The organism is Rhodococcoides kyotonense, from assembly GCF_001645385.1.
In the GTDB taxonomy this organism is placed as follows: Bacteria; Actinomycetota; Actinomycetes; order Mycobacteriales; family Mycobacteriaceae; genus Rhodococcoides; species Rhodococcoides kyotonensis_B.
The window spans coordinates 110,755-125,295 of sequence record NZ_LVHI01000023.1 but is presented as its reverse complement, the minus strand read 5'-3'; the positions used below and the strand labels follow the sequence as shown (position 1 = coordinate 125,295).

At 65.7% G+C, this 14,541-nt stretch carries 14 protein-coding genes; 9 read left to right on the top strand and 5 right to left on the bottom strand.

The genetic code is table 11. The features are described from left to right. Positions 1-11 precede the first annotated feature (11 nt). Positions 12-1,178, top strand: a complete 1,167-nt coding sequence (locus A3K89_RS16465; protein ID WP_068429014.1) for a DNA recombination protein RmuC — start codon at positions 12-14, stop codon at positions 1,176-1,178. 92 nt (positions 1,179-1,270) lie between these two features. Further along, a complete protein-coding gene (locus tag A3K89_RS16460; protein ID WP_254303558.1) occupies positions 1,271-2,074 on the top strand; it encodes a DUF6542 domain-containing protein in 804 nt (267 codons plus the stop codon). Between the two features lie 85 nt (positions 2,075-2,159). Here A3K89_RS16460 and A3K89_RS16455 read toward each other — a convergent pair whose 3' ends face one another. Then, entirely contained in the window at positions 2,160-3,170 is a 1,011-nt protein-coding gene (locus A3K89_RS16455; protein ID WP_068427868.1) for a 4-hydroxy-3-methylbut-2-enyl diphosphate reductase, read from the bottom strand. A gap of 89 nt (positions 3,171-3,259) precedes the next feature. On the opposite strand from A3K89_RS16455, the gene A3K89_RS16450 reads away from it, so the two are divergent. The 3 genes from A3K89_RS16450 to A3K89_RS16440 are packed head-to-tail and all read left to right on the top strand — an operon-like array spanning position 3,260 to position 5,267. Further along, positions 3,260-3,817, top strand: coding sequence for a lipid droplet-associated protein (locus A3K89_RS16450; RefSeq protein WP_068427864.1), 558 nt, complete (start codon positions 3,260-3,262; stop codon positions 3,815-3,817). Continuing rightward, the gene (xseA, locus tag A3K89_RS16445; protein WP_068427861.1) at positions 3,814-5,034 is read left to right on the top strand and encodes an exodeoxyribonuclease VII large subunit; all 1,221 of its coding nucleotides are present in this window, start codon (positions 3,814-3,816) and stop codon (positions 5,032-5,034) included. The genes A3K89_RS16450 and xseA overlap by 4 nt, the downstream gene beginning before the upstream one ends. An 8-nt stretch (positions 5,035-5,042) precedes the next feature. Further along, positions 5,043-5,267 carry an exodeoxyribonuclease VII small subunit gene (locus A3K89_RS16440; RefSeq protein WP_068427857.1) on the top strand — a complete coding sequence of 75 codons (225 nt, stop codon included), beginning with the start codon at positions 5,043-5,045 and terminating at the stop codon, positions 5,265-5,267. Here the strand turns inward: A3K89_RS16440 and A3K89_RS16435 are convergent. Next, positions 5,264-5,833: a DUF4245 domain-containing protein gene (locus A3K89_RS16435; RefSeq protein ID WP_068427853.1), complete on the bottom strand. Its 570-nt coding sequence runs from the start codon at positions 5,831-5,833 to the stop codon at positions 5,264-5,266. The two genes, A3K89_RS16440 and A3K89_RS16435, sit on opposite strands and share 4 nt — an antisense overlap. Positions 5,834-5,958: 125 nt before the next feature. Between A3K89_RS16435 and glpX the strand changes: the two genes are divergently transcribed. Further along, positions 5,959-6,999 carry a class II fructose-bisphosphatase gene (gene glpX / locus A3K89_RS16430; protein ID WP_068427851.1) on the top strand — a complete coding sequence of 347 codons (1,041 nt, stop codon included), beginning with the start codon at positions 5,959-5,961 and terminating at the stop codon, positions 6,997-6,999. Positions 7,000-7,078: 79 nt separating this feature from the next. Further along, on the top strand, positions 7,079-8,485 hold the full coding sequence (locus A3K89_RS16425) for a class II fumarate hydratase (protein WP_068427849.1): 1,407 nt from the start codon (positions 7,079-7,081) through the stop codon (positions 8,483-8,485). A 156-nt stretch (positions 8,486-8,641) separates the two neighbouring features. Here the strand turns inward: A3K89_RS16425 and A3K89_RS16420 are convergent, their stop codons facing one another. Next, the gene (locus A3K89_RS16420) at positions 8,642-9,499 is read right to left on the bottom strand and encodes an acyl-ACP desaturase (protein WP_068427848.1); all 858 of its coding nucleotides are present in this window, start codon (positions 9,497-9,499) and stop codon (positions 8,642-8,644) included. Positions 9,500-9,627: 128 nt separating this feature from the next. On the opposite strand from A3K89_RS16420, the gene A3K89_RS16415 reads away from it, so the two are divergent. After that, positions 9,628-10,041 (top strand): limonene-1,2-epoxide hydrolase family protein, encoded by a 414-nt coding sequence (locus A3K89_RS16415; protein ID WP_068427846.1) that lies wholly within the window; start codon positions 9,628-9,630, stop codon positions 10,039-10,041. Positions 10,042-10,071: 30 nt separating this feature from the next. Here the strand turns inward: A3K89_RS16415 and A3K89_RS16410 are convergent, their stop codons facing one another. Beyond that, positions 10,072-11,397 carry a PhoH family protein gene (locus A3K89_RS16410; protein ID WP_068427845.1) on the bottom strand — a complete coding sequence of 442 codons (1,326 nt, stop codon included), beginning with the start codon at positions 11,395-11,397 and terminating at the stop codon, positions 10,072-10,074. Between the two features lie 432 nt (positions 11,398-11,829). Here A3K89_RS16410 and gdhA point away from each other — a divergent pair, with 432 nt between their 5' ends. After that, on the top strand, positions 11,830-13,167 hold the full coding sequence (gene gdhA, locus A3K89_RS16400; protein WP_068427841.1) for an NADP-specific glutamate dehydrogenase: 1,338 nt from the start codon (positions 11,830-11,832) through the stop codon (positions 13,165-13,167). Positions 13,168-13,246: 79 nt separating this feature from the next. Here the strand turns inward: gdhA and glyA are convergent, their stop codons facing one another. Beyond that, complete coding sequence (glyA, locus tag A3K89_RS16395) at positions 13,247-14,530, bottom strand: serine hydroxymethyltransferase (protein ID WP_068427839.1); 1,284 nt, start codon at positions 14,528-14,530, stop codon at positions 13,247-13,249. Between the last annotated feature and the right edge of the window lie 11 nt (positions 14,531-14,541).

The window sequence follows — 14,541 nt, the reverse complement described above, 5'->3', positions numbered from 1 at the left end:
TCATCGTCGCCATGAACGTACTCACCGCACTGGGAATGGCTTTCGCCTTCGCACTCGGCGGCGCGCTCGGCTGGTTGATGCATGCGCAGCGCGTCGGTGATCGTGCCGTCCGTGCCGAGGCTCAGCTGGCCGCGCTGCGCGACAACGAGGCGCTGCTGCGTCGCTCGCTCGCGGCCGTCAACGAGGATTCGGCACGCAGGCATTCCGGTGTCATCGGCCAGCAGGTGTCCAGCCTCGTGGAGCCGCTGCACGACGCGGTCGACGCTCTCACCGAGCACGTTCGTCAGGTCGAGCACAACCGCATTCGCGCCTATGCCGGGTTGACCGAACAGGTGTCGGGAATGCACCGCGCATCGGTAGATCTGTCGACGCAGACGTCTCAGTTGGTCACCGCGCTGCGTGCACCGCAGATCCGCGGCCGGTGGGGCGAGATGCAGCTCGAGCGGGTCGTCGAACTCGCCGGAATGGTCAAGCACTGCGATTTCGACACGCAGGTCAGCCGCGAGGGCATTCGACCCGACATGATCGTGCACCTGGCCGGCGGCAGGCAGATCGTCGTCGACGCCAAGGTCCCGTTCGCCGCCTATCTGGACGCGGCGCAGGAACAAGATCCCGACGCGCGCGCCAGGCAGCTGACACGCCACGCTCGGCACCTGCGCACCCACGTCGATCAGTTGTCGGCGAAGGAATACTGGCGCTCCTTCGAACCGACTCCCGAGTTCGTCGTGCTGTTCGTCCCGGGAGACCCGTTCCTCGATGCTGCGCTTACCTCGGACTCGTCGCTCCTGGAATATGCGTTCACGAGAAACGTGATTCTTGCCACCCCCACCACGTTGGTGGCGTTGCTCCGCACGGTTGCGTACTCGTGGAAGCAGGAGTCGCTCGCGGAGGACGCGGCACGCATCCAGCAACTCGGTCGCGAGCTCTACTCCCGGCTCGGCACCGTGGCGTCGCATCTGGACAAGCTGGGAGGGCATTTGGGCAAGGCGGTGGAGTCCTTCAACTCGACGGTGTCGTCCGTCGACTCGCGTGTCGGAGTGACTGCCCGCAAACTTCACGAACTCGAGCTCTTCGACGGTGATGTCGTCGACGTTCGACGCGTCGACGCACGCCCCAGACTGTCCGATTCGTCGTACCCGAGCCGATCGTTCGGGCACGTCGACGACGCGGTGGGCTGAACAGCCGCTAACCTCGAGGGGTGTCTACCTCCCAACGTGCCCGCTCCGGGGTACCGCTGGATCAGCGTTCAGCCTTCGCGACCGTGCCCGGCGTGCCTGCGTGGGGGGCAGTGGCCATCGCCGGCGGCGCAACTTTCCTCGGCTTCGTCCTCGACGCGGCCCGCGGAACAGAGCTGACCTCTGCGTTCTCCAGCCTGTACATCATCGGTGTCGTCGTCGCGGCGCTACTCGTCCGCTATCGAGGCCTGTTCACCGCGATGGTGCAGGCGCCGCTGATTCTGTTCGTCGCGGTGCCGCTGTCGTACCAGTACTTCACCGAGAATCCCGGGACCAGCCTGAAGGACATCCTTCTCAACGTCGCCATTCCTCTCGTCAACCGATTCCCGGTCATGCTGCTGGGTACGGTGCTGGCGCTCGGCATCGGCGCACTCAGGGTGTTCCTCAAACGACAGAACTCGCACGCGCCCGCAGGTGCGGCCAAGCGCACGATGCGCGACCGCGCCCAGGAAACTCGCGACCGTGCGCGTGAGAACCGGGCCCGCATGGCTCAGGCCAAGCAGCGTCGCTCCGACGCGCCGACGGCGTCCGCGGCTGTTACCGAGACGCGCTCGCGACGCGCCAATCGCAACGCCCCTGGCCGGAACGCGTCACGCGAACCGCAGCGCGACCACGTCGCGCCGAGAATCGACCGTCCTGCCGCGGATCCGTACCGGCCCGAGCGGGGCTACGCGTCGGATTCAGTTCGTCGGGCTGCACCACGGCCGCAGCAGCCTCGGGTCCCCCGGCCTCCGGAGGTCGACCCGTACTCGGCGCCGAGAACTGCCGCGCCCGTCAGCGCGCACATCCCGCCGCATCCTGTGCCGCAGGTGCGTTACCGGGACCGCGGAGACGCGTAGGACACGTAGGCCCGAAACATCGATGGCCCGCGGCAACCTGTAGACGGTTGCCTCGGGCCATCGATGCGTAGAAGGAGGAAGCGCGTCAGGCCCTCGCCGCTCGCAGTTCGCGCGGAAGCGAGAAGACCAGCGTCTCGTTGGCGGTCGTGACCGGCTGGACGTCGGCGAAGCCGTGTTCGGCGAGCAGATCGATGACGCCCTGGACCAGGATCTCCGGCACCGACGCGCCCGAGGTGATGCCGACGGTCTTGATGCCGTCGAGCCAGGCGGGATCGACTTCCTTGGCGTAGTCGACGAGGTAGCTGGCCTTGGCACCTGCGGTAAGGGCGACCTCGACGAGGCGGACCGAGTTGGACGAGTTCTTCGAGCCCACGACGATGACCAGATCGCATTCCGGCGCCATAGCCTTGACCGCGACCTGACGGTTCTGCGTCGCGTAGCAGATGTCGTCGCTGGGCGGATCCTGCAAAGTCGGGAACTTCTCACGCAGTCGCGCAACCGTCGTCATGGTCTCGTCGACGCTCAGCGTGGTCTGCGAGAGCCAGATGACCTTGCTCTCGTCACGGACGGTGACGCCCTCGACCGCGTCGGGACCGTCGACGAGTTGAACATGATCGGGAGCCTCACCCGCGGTGCCCTCGACCTCTTCGTGGCCTTCGTGCCCGATGAGCAGAATGTCGTAGTCGTCACGGGCGAACCGCTTGGCTTCCTGGTGCACCTTGGTGACCAGCGGGCAGGTGGCGTCGATCGTGCGCAGGTTGCGCTCCGCGGCCGACGCGTGCACCGCAGGCGATACGCCGTGCGCGGAGAACACGAGCAGCGCCCCCTCGGGGACCTGATCGGTTTCGTCGACGAAGATCGCGCCGCGATCGGCGAGCGTCTCCACGACGTGGCGGTTGTGCACGATCTCCTTGCGGACGTAGACCGGAGCGCCATGCTTCTCCAGTGCTTTCTCCACAGTTTCGACGGCGCGGTCCACTCCTGCGCAGTAGCCACGCGGCTCGGCGAGGAGGACACGCTTTGCACCTGAGTAGGCCGCAGCACCGTCGCCCGCAGGTCGTGCGATACCGAGATTCAAGGGAACAGCCGAAGACATACCAACAGGATACGTGTGGAACGGCGGGCACTCCGCTCCCCGAGCATGTCGGCTACCAAATTCATCCGTCTTCAGGCAGTCTGGTGTCCATGACTCGTGTCCCGTTTGCCGCACGCGTGGCTGCAGGTGTGGCCGTGACCGTCGTCGAAGAGGCGCGCAAGCTCCCCAGCACGGCCGTGACACTGCCGATGACCGTCATCAGCGAGATGCTGGCGACGACGATGCGCTTCCAGCAGCAGGTCACAGCCCTGGCGATCAAGGGTGACCAGGCGATTGCAGGCCTCCCCCTCCTCGGCACGCCGGACGAGGAACAGCCGTCGTGGGCGGTGTTCGACGAGGACGACACGAACGGTGAGGTCGACATCCCCGACCACGAACCGCCCGCAGCGACGGGCCGCTTCGCGCTGTATTCGACGCCTCCCGCCGAAGCCACCGAGGAGCCCGAACCCGCGGTGACGGCCGAGAAGCCCGACATCGTCGAACTCGTCGACTACGACACCCTTGCGCTCGCGCAGCTCCGTGCCCGCCTGCGCACGTTGTCGCTCGACGACCTGGAGACACTTCTGACGTACGAGAACTCCACCAAGTCTCGCGCTCCGTTCCTGACGATGCTCGAGAACCGAATCACCACAGCGAAAGCCAAGTGACAGCGAGTACAGCCGAACAGCCATGGCCGGTACGCACGGTCGCGATGAAGGTCGCGGGCTGGATCGATCGTCTCGGCAGTATCTGGGTCGAGGGCCAGCTGACGCAGATCAACGCGCGTCCGGGCACGCGCACCGCCTTTCTCGTCCTGCGTGATCCTTCCGCGGACATGTCGCTGTCGGTCACGTGTTCGCCGCAGTTGCTCGAACGCTCCCCCGTTCCACTGACGGAGGGCGCACGCGTCATCCTCTACGGCAAGCTGTCGTTCTACACCGGCCGCGGAACGATCTCGTTGCGCGCCACCGACATTCGAGCAGTAGGCGTCGGTGAGCTCTTGGCACGCATCGAGAAGTTGCGTGCGCTGCTCGCCGCCGAGGGACTGTTCGACCCCCGACTCAAGCGACCGCTGCCGTTCCTGCCGAAGCGGATCGGATTGATCACCGCACGCGCGTCGGCCGCCGAACGTGACGTTCTCACCGTCGCGCAAAGACGGTGGCCTGCAGTGCACTTCGAGGTTCGGCATACACCGGTCCAAGGCCCGACGGCGGTTCCCGCGATTCGCGACGCATTGAAAGACCTCGAGGGCAGCGTCGACGTCATCATCATGGCCCGCGGCGGCGGAAGCGTCGAAGATCTGCTGCCGTTCTCCGACGAGGCTCTGTGTCGCGCGATCTCACGGGCGACGACGCCCATCGTCTCCGCGATCGGGCACGAACCCGACAGCCCTCTGTCGGATCACGTCGCCGATCTGCGTGCTGCGACGCCGACGGATGCGGCCAAACTCGTCGTGCCAGACGCCGTCGCCGAGCAGAATCTCGTCGCCGAACTGCGCGCGAGAACCGCGGCAGCACTGCGCAACTGGGTCGCCCGCGAAGCGCGCGGCATCGAGATGATCCGGCATCGGCCTGCGCTCGCGGACCCCATCGCCGGCATCGATCGACGCGGCGAGGAAATTCAGCGACTCGTCGACGCGGCCCGACGAGACGTGCTGCGCGAACTGGCGAAGCAGGACACCCTCGTCGAACATCTGCGTGCTCGTCTGCAGACGCTGGGGCCGGCAGCCACGCTCGCTCGTGGCTACGCCGTCGTGCAGCGTATGGTCGCCGGCGAGGATCCCGAGGTGCTGCGTTCGGTGGACGACGCCCCACCCGGAACACAGATTCGTGTACGTGTGGCCGACGGTGCTGTCACCGCCGCGGTCATGGGCAAAGTTCGATAGGAGAGATCATGAGCGAAACACCCGTCGCGGAGATGGGCTACGAGGCTGCGCGCGACGAACTGGTCGATGTGGTCAAGGTGCTCGAGCAGGGCGGTCTCGACCTGGACGCGTCGCTGGCTCTGTGGGAACGCGGCGAGCAGCTCGCGACGCGCTGCGAGGAGCACCTGGCCGGGGCGCGCACCCGCGTCGAGAACGCGCTGGCCCACATCGAGGAGAACGACGCCGACAGCTAGGGTGTCAGCGGCGTGGCGCTCGTCGTCGCGGTCGCGAGCTCGGTGAACTCCTCGTTCGACCCGCTGCCGGTCACGAGCAGGCGCACGTCACCGAGGTCGGTGACCCAGACGGGCTCCTTGTCGCTCTGCTCGTAGACGATCCATTCCTTGCCGTCGATCGATTGCGTGCCCGACGCATAGCGCGGCTCGCCCACGGCGAACGGCACCAGCACGTCCTCGGTCGCGTTGGATTGGGTGAGCCTGATGTAGCGTCCGGCGCCGGAGATGAAGCCGACGTTGCTCACGTCGCCGCCCTGGTCGCCGGAGATCGACTGTCGGCTGCCCGAGTTGGGCGTCCAGTCCTCGGGAACCTTCGGGTTGCGGATCGGGAACGAAAGCTCGGAGGCGTCGTACTGCAAGGCGGCGTCGACGTCGAAGTTCGGGATCGGCCCCTGCTTGGGACCGCCCGGGCTGAGCGTGCATTGGCTGGCGATACCGGCGATCAACAGACACGCGATCACGAGCGGGATGAGAGACCACACCATGTCGCGGTTGTTGTTCAGAATCCGGGGTTTGCTGTTCGCCACGCAGTCCAGTATCCCCGCTGCTTGTCAGTGCTCGGTCGGCGCATGCCCTACGTCGCATGACGCGGCTCACGAATGAGATAATCGCGCCTGGGTACGACCCCCATCTACCAGGAGGCTACAAACCGATGACGGCCAGCACCGAGTCCACTCGCGCCATGGCGCCAGACCGCAACCTCGCCCTCGAACTCGTACGTGTGACCGAGGCCGGTGCGCTCGCGTCGGGCCGGTGGGTCGGTCGTGGCGACAAGGAAGGCGGAGACGGAGCAGCCGTCGACGCCATGCGCCAGCTGGTCAGCTCGGTCTCGATGCGCGGCGTCGTCGTCATCGGTGAGGGCGAGAAGGACGAAGCCCCGATGCTCTACAACGGCGAGCAGGTCGGCAACGGTAACGGCCCCGAGGTCGACTTCGCGGTCGACCCCGTCGACGGAACCACGCTGATGGCCAAGGGCATGCCCAACGCCATCTCGGTCCTCGCCGTCGCCGAGCGCGGTGCGATGTTCGACCCGTCGGCCGTGTTCTACATGGAGAAGATCGCCGTCGGCCCCGACTACGCCGATGTCATCGATATCACTGCACCGGTCAAGGAGAACATCGCCCGGATCGCGAAGATCAAGAAGGGCTCCGCTTCCGACGTCACGGTGTGCATCCTGGATCGCCCCCGCCACGCGGATCTCATCCAGCAGGTGCGCGACGCCGGATCCCGCATCCGCCTCATCTCCGACGGTGACGTCGCGGGCGCGATCGCCGCAGCACGTCCCGATTCGGGCACCGACATGCTCATCGGCATCGGTGGTACCCCCGAGGGAATCATCGCCGCCGCCGCGATGCGCTGCATGGACGGTGTGTTGCAGGGCCGCCTCGCCCCGACCGACGACGCCGAGCGCCAGAAGGCCATCGACGCAGGTCACGACCTCGACCGTGTCCTGACGACGCGCGACCTCGTCTCCGGCGAGAACGTCTTCTTCACCGCCACCGGCGTCACCGACGGCGACCTGCTCCGCGGCGTCCGATACGCGGGCGGCGGCGCGCACACGCAGTCCATCGTCATGCGATCCAAGTCCGGCACCGTGCGCATGATCGACGCCTACCACCGTCTCGAGAAGCTCCGCGGCTACAGCTCGGTCGACTTCGACGGCGACGAGAACGCGCACGCACCGTCGTTCTGATCCGGGTCATTCCTGCAGGCTCCACTCCTGACCCAGGCTGCATCCCAATCCGTGTAACCCGACTGGCAAAGTAAGGCTCATGACGCAGACAGACGATTCGCAGTACCGCATCGAGCACGACACCATGGGAGAGGTACGCGTCCCGATCGACGCGCTGTGGCGTGCTCAGACGCAGCGTGCGGTGGAGAACTTCCCGATCTCCGGCCGTCCGCTCGAGCGCACCCAGATCCGTGCGATGGGCCTGCTGAAGGCAGCCTGCGCTCAGGTCAACAAGGACCTCGGATTGCTCGACGCCGACAAGGCCGACGCCATCGTCGCCGCTGCCACCGAGATCGCCGACGGCAAGCACGACGACCAGTTCCCGATCGACGTCTTCCAGACCGGCTCGGGCACCAGCTCCAACATGAACGCCAACGAGGTGATCGCGTCGATCGCCAAGGCGAACGGCGTCGACGTTCACCCGAACGACCACGTCAACATGTCGCAGAGCTCCAACGACACCTTCCCGACGGCTACTCACGTCGCCGCCACGGAAGCTGCCGTCACGTCTCTGGTTCCGGCGCTGAAGCACCTGCACGAAGCTCTGGCCGCGAAGGCCACGGAGTGGAAGACCGTCGTGAAGTCCGGTCGCACCCACCTCATGGATGCCGTGCCCGTCACGCTCGGCCAGGAGTTCGGCGGCTACGCCCGTCAGATCGAAGCCGGCATCGAGCGCGTCGAAGCCACCCTCCCGCGTCTGGGCGAACTGCCCATCGGTGGCACCGCCGTCGGCACCGGCCTCAACGCACCCGACGGATTCGGCGCCAAAGTCGTTGCGGAACTGGTCAAGTCGACCGGTATCGACGCACTGACCGCAGCAAAGGACTCCTTCGAAGCACAGGCTGCTCGTGACGGACTCGTCGAGATCTCCGGCGCACTGCGCACCATCGCCGTGTCGCTCACCAAGATCGCCAACGACATTCGCTGGATGGGATCGGGACCGCTCACCGGCCTCGGCGAGATCCAGCTCCCCGACCTGCAGCCCGGTAGCTCGATCATGCCCGGCAAGGTCAATCCTGTTCTGCCCGAGGCTGTTACGCAGGTCGCGGCTCAGGTCGTCGGCAACGATGCCGCCACCGCGTTCGGTGGTGCATCGGGTGCGTTCGAGCTCAACGTCTACATCCCGATGATGGCGCGCAACGTCCTCGAGTCGCTCAAGCTGCTCGCGAACGTGTCGGTTCTGTTCGCCGACAAGTGCATCGTCGGCCTGCAGGCCAACACCGAGCACCTCAAGACGCTCGCCGAGTCGTCGCCGTCCATCGTGACGCCGCTGAACTCCGCGATCGGCTACGAGGAAGCTGCCGCCGTCGCGAAGCAGGCTCTGAAGGAGAAGAAGACGATCCGTCAGACCGTCATCGATCGCGGACTCATCGGCGACAAGCTGAGCGAGGAAGAGCTCGACAAGCGTCTCGACGTCCTGGCCATGGCGAAGGTCAAGGACCAGTAGTCACCCGCCCCCTTCCGCATCGATGGACCGCGGCATCCGATAGACGGATGTGGTGGTCCATCGATGTTTCCGGGGACTGTCGGCCCGACGACATCGATGGCCCGTGGCAACCGTCTACAGGTTGCCACGGGCCATCGATGCGTAACGGGGCCGGCGTCAGGCCAGATGCGCCAACTCGTCGCGCGCCCTCTTGCCCTCGTCGCCGAGGTCGTCGCGGCCGAAGACGTTCCAGGTCGCGAGCAGTGGCTTGAACACCTTCTCGCGCTGTTGGTCGTCGTCGTAGATTCCCGCTTCTTTCAGCGCTTCGGTGCTGTTCGCCTTGCTCGGCAGGTCGACGACCGGAATGGCGTAGCCGTTGATGCGGTCCGCGACGGCGCGCATCGTCTGGTCCGGTACGACGCCGAATCCTTCGGTGACGATGTTCGCGTAGAAGCGCGACTGCAGGACGTCGTCGGCTGCGATCTTCGTCAGGATCGTCGCGAGAACCTTGTCGCCGCCCAGTGCGACGGTGTTGGAGTTGCGCAGTGCCGCGGCGGACTCGTCGATCGCGAAGTGCGCGACGATGTCGAGCACGTGCAGGCTCGGCGCGGAGTAACCCCGCGTCATCTCCTCCATACGCACGCGCTCGAGCGCGACGGGATCGACCGCACGCGTCAGAACCAGGTAGTCGCGGAGCACGATCGCCTGACGGTTCTCCTCCGACGTCCAGCGACCCGTCCACTTCCACCAGGCACCGAGCCCGGTGAGCGCCCGCGCCAGCTCGCGGTGGTAGGCGGGCAGGTTGTCGGCCACGAGCACCCCGACGGTGGCCGAGAGGATTTCGACGTCGCTCAGGTGGGACTGCTCGGGCGACCAGTCCTCACCACCGAGGAACGCGAAGTTCTTGCCCTCGTCCCACGGCGCGAAATCGTGGGGGTGCCAGTCCTCGGCTTCGTCGAGGTGGCGACGCAGGTTCTCTTCCACGGCGGGCTCCAACCGGAGCAACAGGTCGCCGTCCGTCATGTTCGTAGGCATCCGACAACCGTAGCGCCTCGTGGTGGACGACAGATGTCGTGCCCTGGACGTCTGTGAATTGTCCCAACGTCGCTGATAGCGCAGGTCTACGCTCGATTCGTCCGTGAAACGAGGGGGAGGGATTCGCCATGACCGAGACGACGCAGGCCACCGAAGTGGTCGAGACCATGCTGGACGCGCTGCGGGACCGGAAGGTCGACACGGCCGTCGATCTGTTCGACGACGGGATCGTCTGGCACAACGTCGGGCTTCCCAAGGTGCGGGGACGCGACCGCGTCGGCAAGTACATGACGGCGCTCGCGAAACCAGAATGGGGTTTCGACGTCACGATCCACAACATCGCCGCGAACGGGAACATCGTGTTGACCGAACGTACCGACGCGATCGTCTACCGGCGCCTGCGCGTCGATTTCTGGGTGTGTGGCACGTTCGAACTGCGCGACGGCAAGATCGCCGTGTGGCGCGATTACGGCGACGTCGCCGACATCTCGAAAGGATTCGCGAAGGGCGCTTTCCGTGCCCTCGTGAGTGGGAATGCATAGAGGGCTATACATTCCCACTCACGGGCGCCGCTAGGCGCCTGCGGGACCGAACTCTTCCAGCATCTCCGTCACCAGCGCGGCGATCGGCGAACGCTCACTGCGCGTGAGGGTGATGTGCGCGAAAAGCGGGTGTCCCTTGAGCTTTTCGATGACCGCGGCGACGCCGTCGTGACGCCCGACGCGCAGGTTGTCGCGCTGCGCGACGTCGTGCGTGAGGACGACGCGTGAGCCGCTGCCCAGTCGCGACAGCACCGTCAACAGGACGTTGCGTTCGAGTGACTGCGCTTCGTCGACGATCACGAACGAATCGTGCAGCGACCGTCCTCGAATGTGGGTCAGCGGCAACACTTCCAGCATTCCGCGGGCGATGACTTCTTCCATCACCTCGGGGCTCGCGAGCCCGTCGAGGGTGTCGAAGACCGCCTGGGCCCACGGACCCATCTTCTCGCTTTCGCTACCGGGGAGGTACCCCAACTCCTGACCGCCCACGGCGTAGAGAGGCCGGAAAACAACGACTTTCCGATGTGTGCGACGCTCCAGGACCGCTTCGAGTCCGGCCGTCAGCGCCAACGCCGACTTTCCGGTACCGGCCTTGCCGCCGAGCGAGACGATACCGACGCTCTCGTCGAGCAGAAGATCGAGCGCCACACGCTGTTCCGCGGACCGGCCGTGCAGGCCGAACGCCTCGCGTTCACCGCGGACGAGCTGAACCTGCTTGTCGGGTGTGACGCGCCCCAACGCGCTCGAACGACCACCGAGCAGACGAACTCCGGTGTGGCACGGCATCTCTCGCGCACCGTCGAGATCGATGACACCCTCGGCGAACAGCTGATCGATGTCGCCGGGCTGCACCTCGAGTTCGGCCATACCGGTCCATCCCGACGGCACGACGTCGTGCGCGTGGTACTCGTCGGCGCGAAGTCCGACGGCACCGGCTTTGACGCGGAGCGGGATGTCCTTGCTGACCAGCACGACGTCCTTGCCCTCGGCTGCGAGATTGAGTGCGCAGGCGAGGATTCGCGAGTCGTTGGAATCGGTTCGAAATCCCACGGGAAGCACCGACGGATCGGTGTGATTGAGCTCGACTTGCAGTGTGCCGCCGTCGTTTCCGATCGGAACCGGCTGATCGAGACGGCCGTGCTCGACACGGAGATCGTCGAGCATACGTAGGGATTCCCGCGCGAACCATCCCAGTTCGTGGTGATGGCGCTTTCCCTCCAACTCGCTGATGACCACCAGCGGCAGGACCACGTTGTGCTCGGCGAACCGGATGACTGCCCACGGGTCCGACAACAGAACCGAGGTATCCAGGACGAAGGTCCGAAGAGGGGCGGAAACGGAGCGTGAAGTGGTCACGTGGGGCTCCTATGTCTCGCGCGGCACCGCGCGGACTGTGTCGCTCGGCCGGTCGGTCTGACGTGTCAGATGACACGAGGACCGGGTGCCGGCCCTCTCGCGCTCACTAGCTCAGTCACGTATCAGAACCTCCCGCACAGACAACTTCCCCGCTGCCTGTTACTGCCGACGGTACAGGCGATTCCGACGATTGGCTCGGCGAGCGAAGGGCGTGTCGATGAACAACGCGTAAACCGATTTCAGCTGCTGTGACGGCGCGAAACGCGCGAAATTCAGGCGAGTCCGCGACGGTGTCGCGGCGCCCGGTGGGCACATTCGGCGTGCGAATGCGGCTGTCTGCATTCATACCATTTCGTCGGCCCCGAGCTACCCCACTTCGATACCTGTCAATCGATTTGAAAGGATTACCTAACATACGAAAGGAAGACGATCGTGAACGCCAAGCTGGAGAAAGCACTCGCCGAAGTAGTCCGCCGCAACGCAGGTGAGCCCGAATTCCACCAAGCCGTCACCGAGGTGTTCGAGTCGCTCGCCGTCATCGTGGAGCGCTATCCCGATTACGCCGACGCGGCGCTCATCGAGCGGCTGTGCGAACCGGAGCGACAGATCATCTTCCGTGTTCCGTGGATCGACGACGCAGGCCAGGTCCACGTCAACCGAGGCTTTCGGGTGCAGTACAGCAGCGTCCTCGGACCCTACAAGGGCGGACTGCGCTTCCACCCGAGCGTCAATCTGTCGATCGTGAAGTTCCTCGGCTTCGAGCAGATCTTCAAGAACTCGCTGACCGGGCTTCCGATCGGCGGAGGCAAGGGTGGTGCCGACTTCGATCCGAAGGGGCGTAGCGACTTCGAGGTGCTGCGGTTCTGCCAGTCCTTCATGACCGAGCTGTACCGTCACATCGGCGAGTACACCGACGTGCCTGCCGGTGACATCGGCGTCGGAGGACGCGAGATCGGTTACCTCTTCGGCCAGTACAAGAGACTCACCAACACGCACGAATCGGGTGTGCTGACGGGCAAGGGCCTGAGCTGGGGTGGATCCCAAGTCCGCAAGGAGGCAACGGGATACGGCCTCGCCTACTTCGTGTCGAACATGCTCGCCGCCGAGAACGACTCGTTCGACGGCAAACGCGTCACGGTGTCGGGCTCGGGCAACGTCGCGATCTACGCGATCGAGAAGGTTCAGCAACTCGGCGGCCTCGTCGTCGCCTGTTCCGACTCGAACAGCTACGTCGTCGACGAGGACGGCATCGACCTCGACGTACTGAAGGACATCAAAGAGGTTCGGCGCGGGCGACTTTCGGAGTACACCGAACAGCGCCCGAACGCTCACGTCGTCGAGGGCGGTTCCGTGTGGGACGTCGCCTGCGACGTCGCATTGCCGTGTGCAACGCAGAACGAGCTCGACGACGAAGCCGCCGAGACCCTGGTGCGAGGCGGGACGACGATCGTCGCCGAGGGCGCCAACATGCCGGTGACGCCTCGCGCAACCGCGGTCTTCGAGAAAGCCTCGGTACGTTTCGCGCCCGGCAAGGCAGCGAATGCGGGCGGCGTGGCGACGTCGGCGTTGGAGATGCAGCAGAACGCGTCGCGCGACTCGTGGCATTTCGACTACACCGACCAGCGATTGGCGTCGATCATGTCCGACATCTTCGACCGGTGCCGCGACTCCGCCGACGAGTACGGCCGGCCCTACGACTACGCGCTCGGCGCGAACATCGCCGGCTTCACCAAGGTTGCCGACGCCATGATCGCGACGGGCGTGATCTGACCCTCCCCCGACAACATCGATGGGCCGCGGCAACCGTCTACCGGTTGCCGCGGCCCATCGATGCCGGAACGAGAGGCGTCTAGCCCAGCAGACCCCAGTCCTCGAGGCCGTCGTACAGCGGCTTGCTCTGCGCCAGCTTCACGACGCGGTCCTTCAGGGAATCGCTGGCCTCACCGGTTGCGAGGGCGGTGCCGATGATGTCGGCGACCTCGGTGAACTCGGCTTCACCGAAACCACGCGTCGCGAGGGCTGCGGTTCCGATACGCAGACCGGAGGTGACCATCGGCGGACGCGGGTCGAACGGCACGGCGTTGCGGTTGACGGTGATGCCGACCTCGTGCAGCAGATCTTCGGCCTGCTGGCCGTCGAGCTCGCTGTTACGCAGGTCCACCAACGCCAGGTGAACGTCGGTGCCACCGGTCAGGACCGAGACGCCCTTGTCGGCGACGTCCTTGGCGAGCAGACGCTCGGCCACCAGCGAGGCGCCCAGCAGCGTGCGCTCCTGACGTTCCTTGAACTCGGGCGTCGCCGCGATCTTGAAGGCCACCGCCTTCGCTGCGACGGCGTGCATGAGCGGGCCGCCCTGCTGGCCCGGGAACACGGCCGAGTTGATCTTCTTGGCCCATTCCTTCTTGGCGAGGATCAGGCCGGAACGAGGTCCGCCGAGGGTCTTGTGAACGGTCGAGGACACGACGTCGGCGTAGGGCACGGGCGACGGGTGGAGTCCGGCGGCAACCAGGCCGGCGAAGTGGGCCATGTCGACCCACAGCAGTGCTCCGACCTCGTCGGCGATCGCGCGGAACGCCTCGAAGTCCTGGTGACGCGGGTAGGCCGACCAGCCTGCGATGATGACCTGCGGCTTGGACTGGACGGCCTGCTTACGCAGCTCGTCCATGTCGATGCGGTGGTCTTCCTTGCTGACGCCGTAGGACTCGACCTCGTACAGCTTGCCGGAGAAGTTGAGCTTCATGCCGTGCGTGAGGTGGCCGCCGTGGGCGAGATCGAGACCGAGGATCTTGTCGCCCGGGTTGATCAGCGCCATCAGGACGGCGGCGTTGGCCTGCGCACCCGCGTGCGGCTGAACGTTGGCGAACTCGGCGCCGAACAGTTCCTTCGCACGGTTACGGGCGAGATCCTCGACGACGTCGACGTGCTCGCAGCCGCCGTAGTAGCGGCGTCCCGGGTAGCCCTCGGCGTACTTGTTGGTCAGAACGCTGCCCTGGGCCTGCAGAACTGCGCGGGGAACGAAGTTCTCCGACGCGATCATCTCCAGGGTGTCGCGCTGACGACCGAGTTCGCCCGCCATCGCCTCGGCGACCTCGGGGTCGAGTTCGGCCAGCGACAGGTTGTTGACGTCGGTCATTTCAAGAATCT